The sequence below is a fragment of the Methylosinus sp. is20ea genome (assembly GCF_059718135.1).
Genome location: NZ_AP046088.1, coordinates 329,618 through 345,331, shown reverse-complemented (window position 1 = coordinate 345,331; position 15,714 = coordinate 329,618). Strand labels below are relative to the sequence as shown.

The following is a 15,714-nucleotide window of genomic DNA, read 5'->3' as shown; positions in this document are numbered from 1 at the left end:
AGCACTTTCATCCGTCATGCGCGGCGCTTATGTGCCGGTGAAGCACAAGACGGGCTTTCGAAAGCCGCGCGGCGTCCCCCTCGAGGGCGGGCGTGGACAACTGGGAGGTAGCTATGACCAATTATCTGAAGTCTCTGTTTCGCATGGCGGCGGCGCCGGTCGGCGTCGCGGCGCTTCTGGCGGCGCTCGCGCCGGTATCCGCCTCGGCGCATGGCCGGGCCGGCGTGCTGGAGTGCAAGCTCTCCGGCGACAAGGTCGCGATCATCGTCGAGGAGCGGACGGTCGATTGCCTGTTCGAGGATGAGAGCGGCGCGCCGCCGGTCCATTATGTCGGCAGCGTCACCAATGTCGGCGCAGTGATCGGCGTCGGCGGCCCGGGCGAGCTCGCCTGGGGCGTGGTGGCGGCGAGCGGCGCCACGGGTCCCGGCGCTCTGGCCGGCGATTATATCGGCGCCCATGGCTCCTTCGCGCTCGGCGTCGGCGGCGGCGGCTCGGTGCTCGTCGGCGGCTCCAATGACACTGTGACGTTGCAGCCGATCTCGGTCGAGGCGAATACGGGCCTCATCCTGTCGGCCGGCGTCGGCCATCTGAGCCTGCGTTACGCGCCGGAGCCGGCCGGTCATCACGGACGTTTCTGCCATCGACACCATCACCATCACCATCATCACCACTGAGGGTGAGGCGGAGCGGCGTGGGCGCCCTTTGGGCGCTCACGCGAAATCGATGACGCTGTCGGTCGGAAAGTCGTAGAGCTTGCCGGTCTCGGCCCAGTCCGGCCGGCACAGAGCGACGAGCTTAGGCGCCAATTCCTCGGGCGTGCGCAGCGTCATCGGATCTTCGCCCGGCATTGCGGCGGCGCGCATCTGCGTGCGCAGCGGGCCGGGATTGGCGAGCATCACCTTCACTTGGCTCGTGGTCTGCGTCTCGACCGCATAAGTGCGTCCGAGCGCGTTCAGCGCCGCTTTGGTGATGGCGTAGGGGCCCCAATAGGGCTTGATGCGATGCGCAGCGCCGGAGGTGACGAACACCGTCCGCCCGGCGTCGGAGGAGCGCAGCAGCACATCCATTGCGCGAATGAGCCGCCAATTGGCGGTGACATTCACATCGAAGAGACGGCTCCATTGCGGCGGATCGACATGGGGGAGCGGCGTGAGCGGACCGAGCAGGCCGGCGTTGCCGACCAGAATGTCGAGCTTCTTCCAGCGTTCGTGGATGCAGGCGCCGAGCCGATCGAGATTGTCGAATTCGGTGACGTCGAGCGGCACGATCGTCGCCTCGCCGCCGAAGCCGACGATCTCGTCATAGAGAAATTCGAGCGGGCCTTGCCCGCGCGCCAGCGCGACGACATGCGCGCCCTCGCGCGCGAGCGCGACGGCGAGAGCCCGGCCTATGCCGCGCGAGGCTCCTGTGACGAGAGCGACACGGCCTTCGAGTGTTGTCATGCGAAAATATCCTCGAGCGCGAGATCGAGTCCCGGCGGGTCGAGCCGGATCGATCCTTCGGTCACGGTCTCTTGTCGAAAGGCGGCCTCGTCGTTGCGGCTGTGGTGCGCCACGGCGCGGCGGCCGAGATCGACGACGAGATAATGGGCGAGGCTCGCCACACGGAAATAGCCCGCCCGCTTCACCTCCTTGTCGATCGTGTCGGAGGTGGGCCAGAGCAGCTCGACGATGATGATGGGGGCAGGGGCGAGCATCTCTTCCGTTGCGATGGGATCGCCGCAATTCACCAGAATGTCCGGCTCGTAGACATTATGCGCATCCACCGCGACGCCGAGGCCGCCGACATAGGCCTCGCAGGGCGCCCCGGCGCGCGCCAGCGCTTCGGCGACGGCGCGCCAGATCTTGCCCTTCGTCGCCACATGCTCCGGCTTCTCGCGCGGCATGGCGACGACCTCGCCATCGACGAGCTCGTAATGGCGTTCCTCGTGCCGCTCCGACCAGGCGAGGAATTCCGGTATCGTCATGAGCTCGCGGGCGGGCGCTGTCATGAGCGCCTATCTAGCACGGCGCAGGCGAAACACGAGGGTCAGATTATTGGCCGGCATCTCGACGATGCGCGGCTCGGAAAACCCGTTCTTCTGCGCGCAGGCGACGACCGTCTCTATGTCGCGCACGCCCCAGGCGGGATTGTTGGCGCGCAGGCTCGCGTCGAACTCTTCGTTGCTGGGCGCGGTATGGACGCCGCCGCGCTTATAGGGGCCGTAGAGGCAGACCGGCGCGCCCTCCGGCAGCATCGCCGCGGCGGTGGCGAAGAGGCTCTCCGTCGACTCCCAAGGCGAGATATGGACCATGTTGATGCAGAGAATGGCGTCCGCCTTGGCGACGGGCCAGGGCCGCTGCGTCGCATCCAGCGCGAGCGGCGCGCGCAGATTGGGAAGGCCCATCGCCGCGACCCAGGCGGCGACGCTCTCCCGCGCTCTTTCGTCGCGGTCCGTGGGCTGGAAGACGAGGCTCGGCAGATTGGTGGCGAAATGCGCGGAATGCTCGCCCGTGCCGCTGGCGATCTCCAGCACGAGCCCTTCCGCCGGCAGCTCCTCGCGCAGCACGTCGAGAATCGGCCCGCGATTGCGCGCGGCGGCGGGGGCGTAGAGGCGTTTGTCGTCGGCTTCGGGCGTCATGCGGTCTGTGTCCTCGAACCGCGTCCAAGCAAGAGAGAGGCCGTCGCGATTCCGCGCGCCGACGCCCGCTTCGTCATCAAGCATACATGTCGCCGAAATAATTGCGAAAAACGAATAGTCGAGCTTAAGGAGCTCCCCGGCATGAACAATCGCTTTTTCGCGTCGATGGCGCTGGTCGGCGCGGTCGGCTTTTCGGCCGCGGGCGCTCGGGCGCAGACCGCGACGAATATCGACAACGCCAATCTGTTGTCGGGGTTCAGCCTGCTCCGCAACACGCCGGCGGGCGTCTCCGTGCTGAACCAGAATCTCGCCACGGCGATCGCCATCAACAATAACTCCTCCGCGGCCGTGCGCGCGCAGGCGGTCTCCGACAACACGATCGCGGCGCTCATCGGCTCCATGCAGAACGGCATGACGGTAGCCGACGGCCTCGGCTCCAAGCTTCTCGCGGTTTTCGCGACGAAGGACAGCGTTGCGCAGAATTTCACCGCCACCAGCCTCTCGACGAATTTCTCCAGCCTCTTCACCCAGATCAACACGCTGATCACGGCGAGCGATTCCGCCTTCACCAAGAATTTCTTCGCCAATGGCAGCACGGATGGCAATCCGGCGCATCAGGCCGTCGGCGTCTCGCTGCCGGCGGGCGGCCAGTTCAATGTCTATGACAAGGCCTATAATCCGCTGCCCGCCAACGCCAATACGGTCGGCGACAGCCGGCCGGCGCAGGTCGCGCCGAGCCAGATTCAGACTTTCGTCGCCAACGACTATTTCGGCGTCAGCACCGATACGGCCACGGCCGTCATCCCGACGCTGAAGAGCAACGCCTCCTTCCCCAGCGGCCATTCCACCTATGGCTTCACATCCAGCCTATTGCTGGCGATCATGGTTCCCGAGCGTTTTCAGCAGCTGATCACCCGCGGCGCCGAATTCGGCAATAGCCGCATCGTGCTCGGCGCGCATTATCCGCTCGACGTCATCGGCGCGCGCATCCAGACCTATTATGATCTGGTGCAGATATTGAACGGCAGTTCGAAATACGAAAATCAGACCGTGCCCGGCCTGCTCGGCGGGACCATCACCACGACCAGCGATTTCCCTGCGCTTTTCACCGCCGCGCAGAGCGACCTTCGCACGCTGCTGAGCACATGTTCCGGCGGGGTCGCCGCCTGCGCGACGACATCGGCGACGGATCGCTTCAGCAGTCTTTCGACGGACAAGGCCAATTTCACCTATTGGCTGACCTATGGTCTCGCGCCTGTCGGCCCCACCAATCTCGCGCCGGTCGTCCCCGTCGGCGCCGAAGTCCTGATCGCGAGCCGCTTTCCCTATCTCACGACGGCGCAGCTTCGCGACGTGCTGGCGACGACGGAGCTCGCCTCCGGCCAGCCGCTCGACGACGGCTCGGGCTATGCGCGGCTCAATCTCTTCGCCGCCGCGGACGGCTATGGCGCCTTCAACTCGCAGGTCTCCATTGCGATGAACGCCTCTCTGGGCGGCTTCAATGCGAAGGACTCCTGGAACAACGACATTTCCGGCTCGGGCGGCCTCACGCTGAACGGCACGGGCCGGCTGACGCTCACCGGAACGGACACTTACACCGGCCCGACCATCGTCAATGGCGGCACGCTCGAGATCGCGGGCTCGATCGTCTCGGCGAGCACAGTGAATTCCGGCGGCGCGCTCGCCGGCGCCGGAACGGTCGGCAATGTGACGGTGAATTCGGGCGGAACGCTCGCGCCCGGCGCTGCGGACACGATCGGGACATTGACCGTCAAGGGCGCGCTCGCCTTCCAGCCCGGCTCGATCTATTCGGTGCGCGCGACGCCTTTCGTCGCGGATCGGACCAATGTCACGGGAGCGGCGTCGCTCAATGGCTCGGTGAGCGTTCTCGCCGGCTCCGGCCTCTATCTGCCGAGCACCTCCTATACGATCCTCAACGCCCAGGGCGGCGTGTCGGGGAGCTTCTCCGGCGCCTCGACCAATCTGGCGTTTCTGACGCCCTGGCTCGGCTATGACGCGAACAATGTCTATCTGAGCTTGAACCGCAATGATCTCGCCTTCGGCGCGGTGGCGGCCAACGCCAATCAGCGCGCTGTCGCCAATGCGCTGACGGCGGCGAGCAAGGGCCCCTATGGCGCAGCGGGCGCGAGCCTCTTCAACACGCTCTATCTGCAGACGGCGCAGGGCGCGCAATCGAGCTTCGATACGCTGAGCGGCGCCGGCCTCGCGGGCGCGCAATCGACGGCGATCCATATCGGCGCATTGGCGAGCTCGACGATCTCCGATCAGGCCGCCTTCTGGCGCTCCGGCGAGACCAGCGACGTCACCGGAATCACCTCGCGCGAGAGCGTCGCCGGCGCGCTCAACTACACGCGGCTCGAATCGCGCAAAGGGCCGATCGTCGTGAAGAGCCCGCCGGTCTTCACCCGCACATGGCGCGCCTGGGGCTCCTTCTTCGGCGGCGCCGTCGATATCTCGTCCGACGCCGGTCTCGGCTCGCCGTCCGCCAAAGCCAATTATTACGGCGGGATCATCGGCCTCGATTATCAGATCGATCCCGATTGGCTCCTCGGCGTCGCGGCGGGCGGCAGCTCGTCGAATTTCTCTGTCGCGTCGCAGCAGAGCAGCGGCGAAATCACCGCTTTCCACGGCGGCCTCTATACGAGCCGTCGCTTCGGCCGCTCCTATGTCGAATTGAGCGAGACTTTCAGCGTCTTCCAGAATTCGACGACGCGCACGGCCGGCGGCTTCGGCTTCCTGCCCTATGACAAGCTCACCGCGGATTTCTCTTCGCGCGAATATCGCACGCGCGGCGAGATCGGCCATGGCTATGACATCGGCGCCGTGAAGCTGACGCCCTTCGCGGCGGCGGAAGTCGCCTTCTACGAATCCGACGCCTTCACCGAGAAGGGCCTCAATCCCGCGAGCCCGCTGGCGCTGACGAACAAGGGCCAGTCGACGACCGCGCTGCCGACATTTCTCGGCCTGCGCTTCTCCAACGGCTTCCGCCTCGACAATGGCTGGCGGGTGGCGCCGACGGGCAGCGTCGCCTGGGTGCACGAGTTCTTCCCGCAGCGGCGCATGACCAATGCGCTGGTGGCGCTGCCGGGGGCGAGCTTCACCGTCTTCGGCCCGCGCGAAGCCTCCAATCTCGCGCAGATCAAGGCCGGCGTGCAGCTCCATCTCGAGGATCGCCTCGCGCTCTTCGTGGATTTCCAGGGCGAGTTTTCGGATCTGACGCGCAGCTATGGCGGCAAGGGCGGTCTGAAATACAGCTGGTGAGGCGAGCGCGCCGCTCCCGAGTTTGTCGGGAGCGGCGTTTCGTTCGCGCGGACGCCCGCGTCTCACTCATTCCAAGGATTCGTCGCCTCGACATCGAGATCGGCGAAATCGCGCAGATTGCGTGTCACGAGCCGCGCGCGATGGGCGAGAGCAATGCCGGCGATCTGCGTGTCGCGGTGGTCCACCGTCGTTCCGCTGCGGCGGCGTGAGGCTGCGAGCCGTCCGGCCGCTTCCGCCGCCCTCGCGTCGAAAGGCGCTATGCGGTCGCCGAATGTCGTTTCCGCCAGCCGGGCGAGCGCAGCGGAGAGTTCCGCCTTCTTTCTGCTCGGGTCGAGAAGCTCCGAGCCGAAATGCAACTCCATCACCGAAATCGAGGATATCCAGACCGAAGAGAGAGGATGGCGATCGAGCCACGCCAGGACCGATGGATGAGGTCTCGCTTTCACGAGCTCGGAGACGACATTCGTGTCGAGCAGGATCACTCGAATTCGGCCGGCCGCGCCGCTCCGCGGAGCTCCAAAGCGGTCGCCTCGTCATCGGAGAAGCCGAATTCGGAGAATTGCGCGGAGAGGCGAGAGGCCCATCCATAGTCTTCGGCCCCTTGGCCGCCGACTGCCGCCTCTATGATGCGGCGCGCCTCTTCCTCCATGCTGCGCCCATGCTCCGCCGCGCGGCGCCGAAGCTTTTGCTTCACGTCGTCGGCGAGATTGCGTACGAGCAACTGAGCCATGCGGAATGCTCCGATGATATCAACGATATCATAGCGCGGCCCGCAGAGGCGTCAATTCATTTCCGTTCAGCTCGCCTCCGCCAGCAGCGACAGCTGCGTGCGCACGCGCTCTTCGGTCACATCGGTGAGCGTCGTCGGATAATCGCCCGTGAAGCAATGGTCGGTGAATTGCGGCCGCACGGGGTCGCGCTTCTCCTCGCCCATGGCGCGGTAGATGCCGTCGATCGACAGAAAGGCGAGGCTGTCCGAGCCGATATACTGCCGCATCTCCTCGAGCGTATGCGTCGCGGCGAGCAGCTTCTCCTTCTGCGGCGTGTCGATGCCGTAATAATCGGGATTGGTGATCGGCGGCGAGGAGATGAGGAAATGCACCTCGCGCGCGCCGGCGTCGCGCATCATCTGCACGATCTTCACCGAAGTGGTGCCGCGCACGATCGAATCGTCGATGAGGATCACGCGCTTGCCGGCGACGACGGAGCGATTGGCGCTGTGCTTCAGCCGCACGCCGATCTCGCGCACCGATTGCGTCGGCTGGATGAAGGTGCGGCCGATGTAGTGATTGCGGATGATGCCGAGTTCGAAGGGAATGCCGGACACTTGCGCATAGCCGATGGCGGCGGGCACGCCCGAATCGGGCACCGGCACGACGACGTCGGCCTCGATCCTCTGCTCGCGGGCGAGCTCGGCGCCCATGGCCTTGCGCACCTCATAGACGGGCCGGCCATGCACGATCGAATCGGGGCGTGCGAAATAGATATATTCGAAGATGCAGGGGCGCATCTGCTGCGGCGGGAAGGGCTTGACGCTCTCGAGCCCGTCCTCCGAGATGATGACGACCTCGCCATTCTCCACATCGCGCACGAAATGCGCGCCGATGATGTCCAGCGCGCAGGTCTCCGAGGCGAGAATATATTTGCCGTCGAGCTCGCCGATGACGAGCGGGCGAATGCCGAGCGGATCGCGCGCGCCGATGAGCTTCTTGTTGGAGAGCACGACGAGCGCATAGGCGCCCTCGATCGAGCGCAGCGCCTCGATGAAGCGCTCGACCAGCCGCGTCTTGCGGCTGCGCGCCACCAGATGGAGAATCACCTCCGTGTCGGAGGTCGATTGGAAGATCGCGCCTTCCTCGATCAGATCGCGGCGCAGCGTATGGGCGTTGGTGAGATTGCCATTGTGGCCGATGGCGAAGCCGCCGGTGTTGAGCTCGGCGAACAGCGGCTGGACATTGCGCAGGATCGTCTCGCCGGTCGTCGCATAGCGGACATGGCCGATCGCCGAATTGCCGGGCAGGCGCTTGATCGTGCTCTCATGCGAGAAATGATCGCCGACGAGGCCGAGGCGGCGCTCCGAGTTGAAGCGCTTGCCGTCGAAGGCGACGATGCCCGCCGCCTCCTGGCCGCGATGCTGCAGCGCGTGCAGTCCGAGCGCGGTCAGAACCGTCGCCTCGGGATGGTCGAATATGCCGAAGACCCCGCAATATTCGCGGAGCCGGTCGCCGTCGAGATCGTCGTCCGACGTGTTCGACATGGAAGGACGCCCGCCGCCGCCGTCCAAGTCCGAACCGCTCATTCGCTTCTCTCCTCGGGCGTCACGCCCACTCGCCCACGCTCAGCGCGCTTTTCGCCCGGAGACGAGGGCGTCCAGTTTCTGTTGCTCGTTCGCGCCATATGTGGCGACGGACGGATGATTTGTAAGATCGCCGCGCTTTTCGGGCGCGGGCTCGGCGTCGGGCTTGTCGCTCTCGGGCTCGGCCGGCGGCTCTTCCGCGCCGACGCCGGCCTTCTTGGTCTTGATCTTGGCGACGAGCCCCTCGATGTCGTCGGGCAGATATTCGCGCAGCTTGTCGCCGGAGGCCTGCAGCACCGGCTTGGTGCGCGCATTCTTGATCCACTCCGGCTGGCTCGCGTCCGGCACCAGCCAAGCATAGAACAGGAAGGCCACCACGGCGAGCAGCATCCCGCGCGCCGCGCCGAACAGAAAGCCCAGCGTGCGGTCCAGCGCGCCGATCTTGGAGTCGAGGATGACATCCGAGAGCTTCACGGTGAACAGCGACACGATGACGAGCGTGGCGAAGAAGACGATCGCCGCCGCTGCGAGCAGGGCGATATTGTCCTTCGGCACATAGGGTTTGACATAAGGCACGAGGAGCGGATGCAAGTAATAGGCCGCCGCTGCGGCCGCCACCCAGGACAAAATGGCCAGCACCTCGCGCGTGAAGCCGCGCAGCAGCGCGAGCAGGCCCGAGACCAGCACCACTATGGTGACGGCGAGATCGAGATAGGACGGCATGTGCAAGGCCTCTCGTGTTTCGTCTTCTCTAGACCCGTTTTCGGTCCGATTGGACCAGAAACCGGTCTAAATTCGATTTGGAGCGAATTCGGTTCGCTCGAACGATTCCGTTCGAGCGAAAAGCGCTCTGGCGTGAATCCCTTGGGGCGCGCTCGGCGCTCGGGCGAGGCTCGCGAAGGGCTCCGCCGAAGGTCGAGGCCGGCGCGTTCGTCGTGCCGTCGGAATCTCGACGCCGAGTATAAGGGAGCGGCCATAGTTCGTCACGTCCCGGCGCGGGCGGCGCTGTTTGTCCACAAGCGCGCGCGGCCGGATACAAACCCCGCGATTGCGGCATTTGCGAGAAACGCGGCGGACGAAGCAGGGCGACCGCCTTTTCTCTCGACGCGTTTCCGACGCCGAACCGGCGCCCGCTTCGGCTGGAAACGCCAGAGTCTTTCCCCGTTTCATGGAAACAGGGAAAGACTCTATGTTTTTGACGCGTTTCCAACGCCGACCCGGCGTCCACTTCGGCTGGAAACGCTATAGAGCGCTCAGGCGGCGCGGCGGATCTCGCCCAGCGTGGAGGCGGCGATCATCAGCGCCATGCCGTGGAGGCGCGCTTCGTCGCGGCCCTGCCAGCGGCGCAGGATCACGCGGAAGAGCTCGTCCATCACCGTCTCGTCTATGGCCTCGAGCGAGCGCTCTTCTATATTGGCGCGCCGGGCGAGGCGCACGAGATCGTCGCGCGCGTCCCTCGCCATCAGCGGCTCCCCTTCGAGCAGGCTTCGCCACATGCGGCAATGCTGTCGTCCGAGAGCGTCCCACATCTGCCGACGTCCTCGAAACCAGGTCTCATAGACACTGAATATTCGATCGGCCACTAATGGTTCACTCCAGCGGGCGATTTCTCTGCTCGTCTCCGCAAATTCCCGAGATTGCATCGTTCGGCCTCGTGGAAACTTGAAAAACGCGTGATTCGCTGAATGAAATCATTATTGCTCATGGTTAATTTTCTGCAACCATCCGCGGGCGGCGCTTCACCGATAAATCTGTGTCTACGTCGTCATTCCTGTGAAGAATGTGCAGAGTCGCAAGCAGAAATACGTATTCATCCGGGCCGCGGCTACGTATTCTGCATTTACGGAAAGAGTTCTTTTGACTCGAGCGGAACATGTCGAGCGACGAGAATTCGCGCGAAAACGAAAAATTCGACGGCTCAGGGGCGTCGCGGCGGGCGGCCGCGCTCGCGCGCGCCGACCGAATCTTTGGCGATGTCGGCGACCAGCGAGGCGACATGGCCGCAATGCGACAGGGCGACGCCCGTGCTCTTGTCTTCGTCGGTCGTCTGCTGGGCCTGCGGGAGAACCGCGCGGCGGAAGCCGAGCTTGCCTGCCTCCTTCAGCCGCGCGCCGGCGTGGATGACCGGGCGAACCGAGCCCGAGAGCGCGATCTCGCCGAAAAACAGCAGCTCGGCGGGCAGGGTCGCGCCGGTCAGCGAGGAGACGAGGGCGGCGGCGGCGGCGAGATCGGCGGCCGGCTCGTCCGCGCGCAACCCGCCGGCGACATTGAGATAGACGTCATGCATGCCGAGCTTCAGCCCGGCATGGGCCTCCAGCACGGCGAGAATCATCGACAGGCGATTCGAATCGAAGCCGACGACGGCGCGTCGCGGCGTGCCGAGCGAGGTCGGCGCGACCAGCGCCTGGATCTCGACCAGCATGGGGCGCTGGCCCTCCATGCCGGCGAGCACGGCGGCGCCCGGCGCGGTGGCGTCGCGGCCGGCCAAAAAAAGCGCGGACGGATTGGCGACCTCGGCGAGGCCGGCGCCGGTCATCTCGAAGACGCCGATCTCGCCGGTCGCGCCGAAGCGGTTCTTGGAGGCGCGCAACATGCGGAAATGATGCGCGCTGTCGCCCTCGAAGGAGAGCACCGCGTCGACCATGTGCTCGACGACGCGCGGCCCGGCGACCTGACCGTCCTTGGTCACATGGCCGACGAGAATCACGGTGGAGCCGCTGAGCTTGGCGTGGCGCAGCAGCGCCTGGGCGCTGGCGCGCACCTGCGTCACCGTGCCGGGCGCCGAATCGGCGGTCTGCGTATGCATCGTCTGAATCGAGTCGATGACGATGAGCGCGGCGCGTTTTCCGGTGGAGCAGGTGGCGAGAATATCCTCGACCTGGGTCGCGCCGGCGAGCTCGACCGGGGCGCTCGACAGCCCCAGGCGGTCGGCCCGCAGCCGCACCTGCGCGGCGGCCTCCTCGCCGGAGATGTAGATCACCCTTTCGCCGCGCCGCGCGAGGGCCGCGCAGGCCTGGATCAGCAGCGTCGATTTGCCGATGCCGGGCTCGCCGCCGAGCAGCGCCACCGAGCCCGGCACGAAGCCGCCGCCGGTCACGCGGTCGAACTCCTCTATTCCGGTGGCGATGCGCGGGGCGGGGCTGGCGTCGCCGGCGAGCGCCTCGAGCGCGAAGGGCCGGCCGCGTCCCGCGCGCGCCGCCGGGCCGAAGCCGCCGCCGGCCGCGCCAGTCTCCTCGACGATGCTGTTCCACTCGCCACAGGCTTCGCAGCGGCCCTGCCAGCGGCTCGTCGCCGCGCCGCAGCTCTGGCAAACGAAGGTCTGGCGCGTTTTAGCCACGGTGGGCGTCGCCTCCGCGCGCCATGGCGGGGATGAGCGCCAGCGGCGCCAGCGCGGCGACCGCGGCGCAGCCATAGGCGAAGCCCTGGCCGCTCGTCTCGGCCAGCGCGCCGAAGGCGACATTGCCGGCGATCACCGCCACCGCGTTGGCGAGGCCGAAGACGCCGAAGCCGGTGGCGCGCAGATGCGCCGGCGCCGCGCGGGCCACCAGCGCCGAGAACGCCACTTGCGCCAGCGCGATATGCAGGCCCCACAGCGCTATTCCCGCAAAGACGACGGCGATGTCCGATGACGCCGCGAGCACGGCCTCCGAAATCGCCAGCGTCACGCTCGCCGCGACGAGCAGCCGGCGCTCGCTCCAGCGGTCGACGATCTTTCCCGCCGGATAGGCGGCGAGCATGGCGACGAAGGACATTGCGACGAGGGTGAGCGGCGCGAAGGCGATGCGCAAGCCCGCGCCCGTCGCCCGCAGCACCAGAAACGCCTCGCCGACGCGGGCCGCGGCGAGCAGCGCGCCGAAAGCGAGCAGCAGCCAGAAGGCGCGCGGCAGCTCGGAAAATCCCGCGAGCAGAGCTTTGCGTCCAGAGGCGGGCGGACGCGTCTCCTCCGGCTCATGGACGAAGACTGCGAGCACGAGCACGCAGACCAGCGCCGGAATGCAGGCCATCCAGAAGACGAAGCGCGTGTCGTCATGCGTCGCCAGCATCAGGCCGATCGCCGCCAGCGGGCCGATCACCGCGCCCACCGTGTCGAGCGTCTGGCGCAGGCCATAGGCGGCGCCGCGCTGCTCCGGCGTGGTGACGTCGGCGATCAGCGCGTCGCGCGGCGCTCCGCGCAATCCCTTGCCGAGCCGGTCGAGCATGCGCGCCGCAATGACTTCCGCCGCGCCGCCGGCGAGCGGGAAGATCGGCTTTGTCGCCGCGGCGAGGCCATAGCCGAAGAGCGTCAGCCCTTTGCGGCGGCCGATCATGTCGGAGACGCGGCCGGAGACGACTTTCACAGCGAGCGCCGTCGCCTCCGCCACGCCCTCGATCCAGCCGATCTCGGCGATGGCGACGCCGAGCGTGCCGGCGAGATAGACCGGCAGCAGCGCGTGGATCATCTCGGAGGAGAAATCCATGAACAGAGAGGTGACGCCTAGCGCCCAGACGGCGGAAGGCATATGCGCCGCGCGGCGGATCGTCTGCGCAGTGTCCGGGGCTCGCTCGCTCATGGGATTGCTCATGGGCGCGCTTGTAGGTCGCCGATCACCGCTTCGGCAAGCGAAAGCGAAGCGCGCGCCTCTATTCTTCGGTCGCGCGCTGCCCGTTGATGCGCGCCCGCAGCACATTCGACGCTTTGAACATCACGACGCGGCGCGCGGTGATCGGCGCGGAGGCGCCGGTCTTGGGATTGCGGCCCACGCGCTCGCCCTTGGAGCGAATGTGAAAGGAGCCGAAGGACGAGAGCTTGACATCCTCGCCGGAGATGATGGCGTCGAAAATCTCGGACAGCACGGCTTCCACGAATTCGCCCGATTCCGCGCGCGACAGGCCGATGCGCCGATGCACGGCGTCCGCGAGATCGGCGCGTGTGACGGTGTGATGCGCTTGTGGTGACGGCGCGTTGCTGGAAATGGCGTTTTCCCTGGAAAACTCTTCGACTGCCGGCGCAGCTTTTTCAGAAACATTTTGAGACATGATCGACCTTATGGATTCAAAACGAAAACTAACATCGTCAGGTTCGATTTCTTTTTCTGATTTGTGACAACTCTCGCGGGAGAAGTTTCGTCGCGGTCGATCGCGACAAGCCGCCGCGGGCGCTCATCGCGAGGAGCGAAAAACTCAATTTGCTTATTTTTCAGAAACTACGCAGGAAATCAAGCGCAGGTTGCAGTTTTCGTGACCCGGGCGACAAGGGGCGCCGGGCCGCTCACCAGCGGATGAGCGCCGATCCCCAGGTGAAGCCGCCGCCGACCGCCTCGAGCATCACGAGATCGTCACGGCGAATGCGGCCATCGTCGCGCGCGACCGACAGAGCGAGGGGGATGGAGGCGGCCGAGGTGTTGCCGTGCAAATGCACTGTGGCGACCACTTTTTCGGGCGCTATGCCCAGTTTCGCCGCCGACATGTCGATGATGCGGCGGTTGGCCTGATGCGGCACGAACCAGGTGAGATCGGCCGCGGTGACGCCCGTCGCCGCGAAAGCATCGGTAACGACATCCGTTACCATTCCGACGGCGAAGCGGAAGACTTCCTTGCCTTCCATGCGCAAATGGCCGACTGTGCCGGTGGAAGAGGGGCCGCCGTCGACATGCAGCTTGGCGCGATGGCGTCCGTCCGAGCGCAAATGCGTCGTCAAAATGCCGCGCTCGGCCAGCGAGCCCTCGCTCTCGCGCGCCTCGAGCACGATGGCGCCGGCGCCGTCGCCGAACAGCACGCAGGTCGTGCGGTCTTTCCAGTCGAGAATGCGCGAGAAGGTCTCCGCGCCGATGACCAGCGCGCGCTTGTGCGAGCCCGAGCGCAGGAATTTCTCCGCCGTCGCCAGAGCGAAGACGAATCCCGAGCACACGGCCTGCAGATCGAAGGCGGCGCCGCGCGTGACGCCGAGCGCGGCCTGGATCTGCGTCGCCGTCGAGGGGAAAGTATAGTCGGGCGTCGAGGTGCCGACGATGATGAGGTCGATGTCCTCGGGACCGAGTCCGGCGTCGGCGAGCGCGGCGCGCGCGGCCTTCTCGCCGAGCATGGAGGTCGTCTCGCCCGGCGCGGCGATGTGGCGCTCCTTTATCCCGGTGCGCTGCGTGATCCATTCGTCGCTGGTGTCGACAGTGGCGGCGAGCTCTTCATTGGTGAGGATGCGGCTCGGCAGATAGCTGCCGAGGCCGACGACGACAGAGCGCAGAGGGCGCGAGGAAAGAGTCACTGAGCGGCTTCCTGGTCGTCGCGGCGGCTCGTCGCCAGCATGTCGCGAATCTTCGAGAGCAGGCCTTGATGCGCCATCTCATAGCCGATCTCGACGGCGCGGGCGAAGGCCAGCGCGTCGGCGCCGCCATGGCTCTTGATGACGACGCCCTCGAGGCCCAGGAACACGCCGCCATTGATATTGCGCACGTCGAGCTTGTCGCGCAGCTCGCGAAAGGCGCCGCGCGCCAGCAGATAGCCGATCTTCGCGAGCCAGGACTTGCCGATCGCCTGCCGCAAATAGTCGACGATCTGCGTCGCCGTTCCCTCCGCCGTCTTCAGCGCGATATTGCCGGAGTAGCCCTCGGTGACGATGACGTCGACGACGCCCTTGCCGATCTCGTCGCCCTCGACGAAGCCGTGGTAGTCGAGATCGGGGAGGTCGTACTCCTTGAGCAGGCGCGAGGCCGTCTTGACCTCCTCGACGCCCTTGATCTCCTCGACGCCGACATTGAGCAGGCCGACGCTCGGCCGCTCTATGTCGAACAGCGAGCGCGCCATCGCCGCGCCCATGACGGCGAGATCGACGAGATGGCGCGCGTCCGCGCCGATCGAGGCGCCGACGTCGAGCACGATGGAATAGCCGCGCGCCGTCGGAGCCGGCCACAGGCAGGCGAGGGCGGGTCGCTCGATCTTGGCCATGGTGCGCAGGCAGACCTTGGCCATGGCCATCAGCGCGCCGGTGTTGCCGGCCGAGATGGCGACGTCGGCCTCGTTCTTCTTCACCGCCTCGATCGCCTGCCACATGGAGGAGACGCGGCGACCCGAGCGCAGCGCCTGGCTCGGCTTGTCGTCCATGCGAACGGCGACGTCGCAATGGCGGACCGTCGCGACGCGGGCGAGGCGCGGATGCACGGCGAGCTCGGTCCGGATCGACGCCTCGTCGCCGAACAGCAGGAAGCTGCTGTCGGGGTGGCGGTCGTGAGCGATGGCGGCGCCGGCTATGGTGACCTTCGGACCATGATCGCCGCCCATGGCGTCCACCGCTATGCGAATGGGCTGCGCCATTCTGCCTCGTCTCCCGACCTGTTACGAATCACGAAAGTCCGCGCGGCCAGCTATGTTCCGTCCCACGAGGCCGCCGGTCGCGCGAAAGACGCGGCGAAGCGGAGCCGTTTTGGTCCGCTCGTTCCTCGGTTCCCCGCGATCTTTCGACACGGACCGGGCTCGCCGCCGGCCCAAGGCGCCAGCGGCTGACGAATTGCCATTTGCGCGGCGCCAGCGCAAGAGCAATTCCTGC

The 15,714-nt window shown here is 66.3% G+C and carries 15 protein-coding genes; 2 read left to right on the top strand and 13 right to left on the bottom strand.

Features of this window, described 5'->3' with window-relative positions; translation table 11 throughout:
- The first annotated feature begins 113 nt into the window (after nucleotides 1-113).
- Nucleotides 114-674 (top strand): DUF992 domain-containing protein, encoded by a 561-nt coding sequence (locus tag AC6IY7_RS01710; protein ID WP_497781282.1) that lies wholly within the window; start codon nucleotides 114-116, stop codon nucleotides 672-674.
- A 36-nt stretch (nucleotides 675-710) separates the two neighbouring features.
- Here the strand turns inward: AC6IY7_RS01710 and AC6IY7_RS01705 are convergent, their stop codons facing one another.
- From AC6IY7_RS01705 to AC6IY7_RS01695, 3 genes are read right to left on the bottom strand one after another with little or no spacing between them, the layout of a single operon-like run.
- Nucleotides 711-1,442: an SDR family NAD(P)-dependent oxidoreductase gene (locus AC6IY7_RS01705; protein ID WP_497781281.1), complete on the bottom strand. Its 732-nt coding sequence runs from the start codon at nucleotides 1,440-1,442 to the stop codon at nucleotides 711-713.
- Nucleotides 1,439-1,990 carry a Uma2 family endonuclease gene (locus tag AC6IY7_RS01700; protein ID WP_497781280.1) on the bottom strand — a complete coding sequence of 184 codons (552 nt, stop codon included), beginning with the start codon at nucleotides 1,988-1,990 and terminating at the stop codon, nucleotides 1,439-1,441. Before AC6IY7_RS01700 ends, AC6IY7_RS01705 begins: the two co-directional genes overlap by 4 nt.
- A 6-nt stretch (nucleotides 1,991-1,996) precedes the next feature.
- On the bottom strand, nucleotides 1,997-2,620 hold the full coding sequence (locus AC6IY7_RS01695; RefSeq protein ID WP_497781278.1) for a DUF938 domain-containing protein: 624 nt from the start codon (nucleotides 2,618-2,620) through the stop codon (nucleotides 1,997-1,999).
- Nucleotides 2,621-2,761: 141 nt separating this feature from the next.
- On the opposite strand from AC6IY7_RS01695, the gene AC6IY7_RS01690 reads away from it, so the two are divergent.
- A complete protein-coding gene (locus tag AC6IY7_RS01690; RefSeq protein WP_497781277.1) occupies nucleotides 2,762-5,902 on the top strand; it encodes an autotransporter family protein in 3,141 nt (1,046 codons plus the stop codon).
- A 62-nt stretch (nucleotides 5,903-5,964) separates the two neighbouring features.
- Here the strand turns inward: AC6IY7_RS01690 and AC6IY7_RS01685 are convergent, their stop codons facing one another.
- The 10 genes from AC6IY7_RS01685 to plsX form a co-directional block, all read right to left on the bottom strand.
- Nucleotides 5,965-6,384 carry a PIN domain-containing protein gene (locus tag AC6IY7_RS01685; protein ID WP_497781275.1) on the bottom strand — a complete coding sequence of 140 codons (420 nt, stop codon included), beginning with the start codon at nucleotides 6,382-6,384 and terminating at the stop codon, nucleotides 5,965-5,967.
- Nucleotides 6,381-6,632 carry a FitA-like ribbon-helix-helix domain-containing protein gene (locus AC6IY7_RS01680; RefSeq protein WP_497781273.1) on the bottom strand — a complete coding sequence of 84 codons (252 nt, stop codon included), beginning with the start codon at nucleotides 6,630-6,632 and terminating at the stop codon, nucleotides 6,381-6,383. Before AC6IY7_RS01680 ends, AC6IY7_RS01685 begins: the two co-directional genes overlap by 4 nt.
- A gap of 66 nt (nucleotides 6,633-6,698) precedes the next feature.
- Nucleotides 6,699-8,201, bottom strand: a complete 1,503-nt coding sequence (gene purF / locus AC6IY7_RS01675) for an amidophosphoribosyltransferase (protein ID WP_497781271.1) — start codon at nucleotides 8,199-8,201, stop codon at nucleotides 6,699-6,701.
- 39 nt (nucleotides 8,202-8,240) lie between these two features.
- Nucleotides 8,241-8,921 (bottom strand): CvpA family protein, encoded by a 681-nt coding sequence (locus tag AC6IY7_RS01670; RefSeq protein WP_497781269.1) that lies wholly within the window; start codon nucleotides 8,919-8,921, stop codon nucleotides 8,241-8,243.
- Nucleotides 8,922-9,451: 530 nt separating this feature from the next.
- Entirely contained in the window at nucleotides 9,452-9,727 is a 276-nt protein-coding gene (locus tag AC6IY7_RS01665; RefSeq protein ID WP_196409193.1) for a hypothetical protein, read from the bottom strand.
- Nucleotides 9,728-10,116: 389 nt separating this feature from the next.
- The gene (gene radA / locus AC6IY7_RS01660) at nucleotides 10,117-11,535 is read right to left on the bottom strand and encodes a DNA repair protein RadA (RefSeq protein WP_497781265.1); all 1,419 of its coding nucleotides are present in this window, start codon (nucleotides 11,533-11,535) and stop codon (nucleotides 10,117-10,119) included.
- Complete coding sequence (locus AC6IY7_RS01655) at nucleotides 11,528-12,748, bottom strand: MFS transporter (protein ID WP_497781263.1); 1,221 nt, start codon at nucleotides 12,746-12,748, stop codon at nucleotides 11,528-11,530. Before AC6IY7_RS01655 ends, radA begins: the two co-directional genes overlap by 8 nt.
- Nucleotides 12,749-12,818: 70 nt before the next feature.
- Nucleotides 12,819-13,214: an integration host factor subunit alpha gene (locus AC6IY7_RS01650; RefSeq protein WP_497781262.1), complete on the bottom strand. Its 396-nt coding sequence runs from the start codon at nucleotides 13,212-13,214 to the stop codon at nucleotides 12,819-12,821.
- Nucleotides 13,215-13,446: 232 nt separating this feature from the next.
- Nucleotides 13,447-14,436 (bottom strand): beta-ketoacyl-ACP synthase III, encoded by a 990-nt coding sequence (locus AC6IY7_RS01645; protein WP_497781261.1) that lies wholly within the window; start codon nucleotides 14,434-14,436, stop codon nucleotides 13,447-13,449.
- A complete protein-coding gene (gene plsX / locus AC6IY7_RS01640) occupies nucleotides 14,433-15,482 on the bottom strand; it encodes a phosphate acyltransferase PlsX (protein WP_497781260.1) in 1,050 nt (349 codons plus the stop codon). Before plsX ends, AC6IY7_RS01645 begins: the two co-directional genes overlap by 4 nt.
- Nucleotides 15,483-15,714: the final 232 nt, after the last annotated feature.

Excerpts from the sequence above, each read along its gene's own strand:
- plsX (WP_497781260.1), bottom strand. The coding sequence starts at position 15,482 with ATGGCGCAGCCCATTCGCATAGCGGTGGACGCCATGGGCGGCGATCAT.
- AC6IY7_RS01700 (WP_497781280.1), bottom strand. The coding sequence starts at position 1,990 with ATGACAGCGCCCGCCCGCGAGCTCATGACGATACCGGAATTCCTCGCC.
- AC6IY7_RS01705 (WP_497781281.1), bottom strand. The coding sequence starts at position 1,442 with ATGACAACACTCGAAGGCCGTGTCGCTCTCGTCACAGGAGCCTCGCGC.
- purF (WP_497781271.1), bottom strand. The coding sequence starts at position 8,201 with ATGAGCGGTTCGGACTTGGACGGCGGCGGCGGGCGTCCTTCCATGTCG.
- AC6IY7_RS01665 (WP_196409193.1), bottom strand. The coding sequence starts at position 9,727 with ATGTGGGACGCTCTCGGACGACAGCATTGCCGCATGTGGCGAAGCCTG.
- AC6IY7_RS01670 (WP_497781269.1), bottom strand. The coding sequence starts at position 8,921 with ATGCCGTCCTATCTCGATCTCGCCGTCACCATAGTGGTGCTGGTCTCG.
- AC6IY7_RS01655 (WP_497781263.1), bottom strand. The coding sequence starts at position 12,748 with ATGAGCGAGCGAGCCCCGGACACTGCGCAGACGATCCGCCGCGCGGCG.
- AC6IY7_RS01695 (WP_497781278.1), bottom strand. The coding sequence starts at position 2,620 with ATGACGCCCGAAGCCGACGACAAACGCCTCTACGCCCCCGCCGCCGCG.
- AC6IY7_RS01650 (WP_497781262.1), bottom strand. The coding sequence starts at position 13,214 with ATGTCTCAAAATGTTTCTGAAAAAGCTGCGCCGGCAGTCGAAGAGTTT.
- AC6IY7_RS01690 (WP_497781277.1), top strand. The coding sequence starts at position 2,762 with ATGAACAATCGCTTTTTCGCGTCGATGGCGCTGGTCGGCGCGGTCGGC.
- AC6IY7_RS01710 (WP_497781282.1), top strand. The coding sequence starts at position 114 with ATGACCAATTATCTGAAGTCTCTGTTTCGCATGGCGGCGGCGCCGGTC.
- AC6IY7_RS01680 (WP_497781273.1), bottom strand. The coding sequence starts at position 6,632 with ATGGCTCAGTTGCTCGTACGCAATCTCGCCGACGACGTGAAGCAAAAG.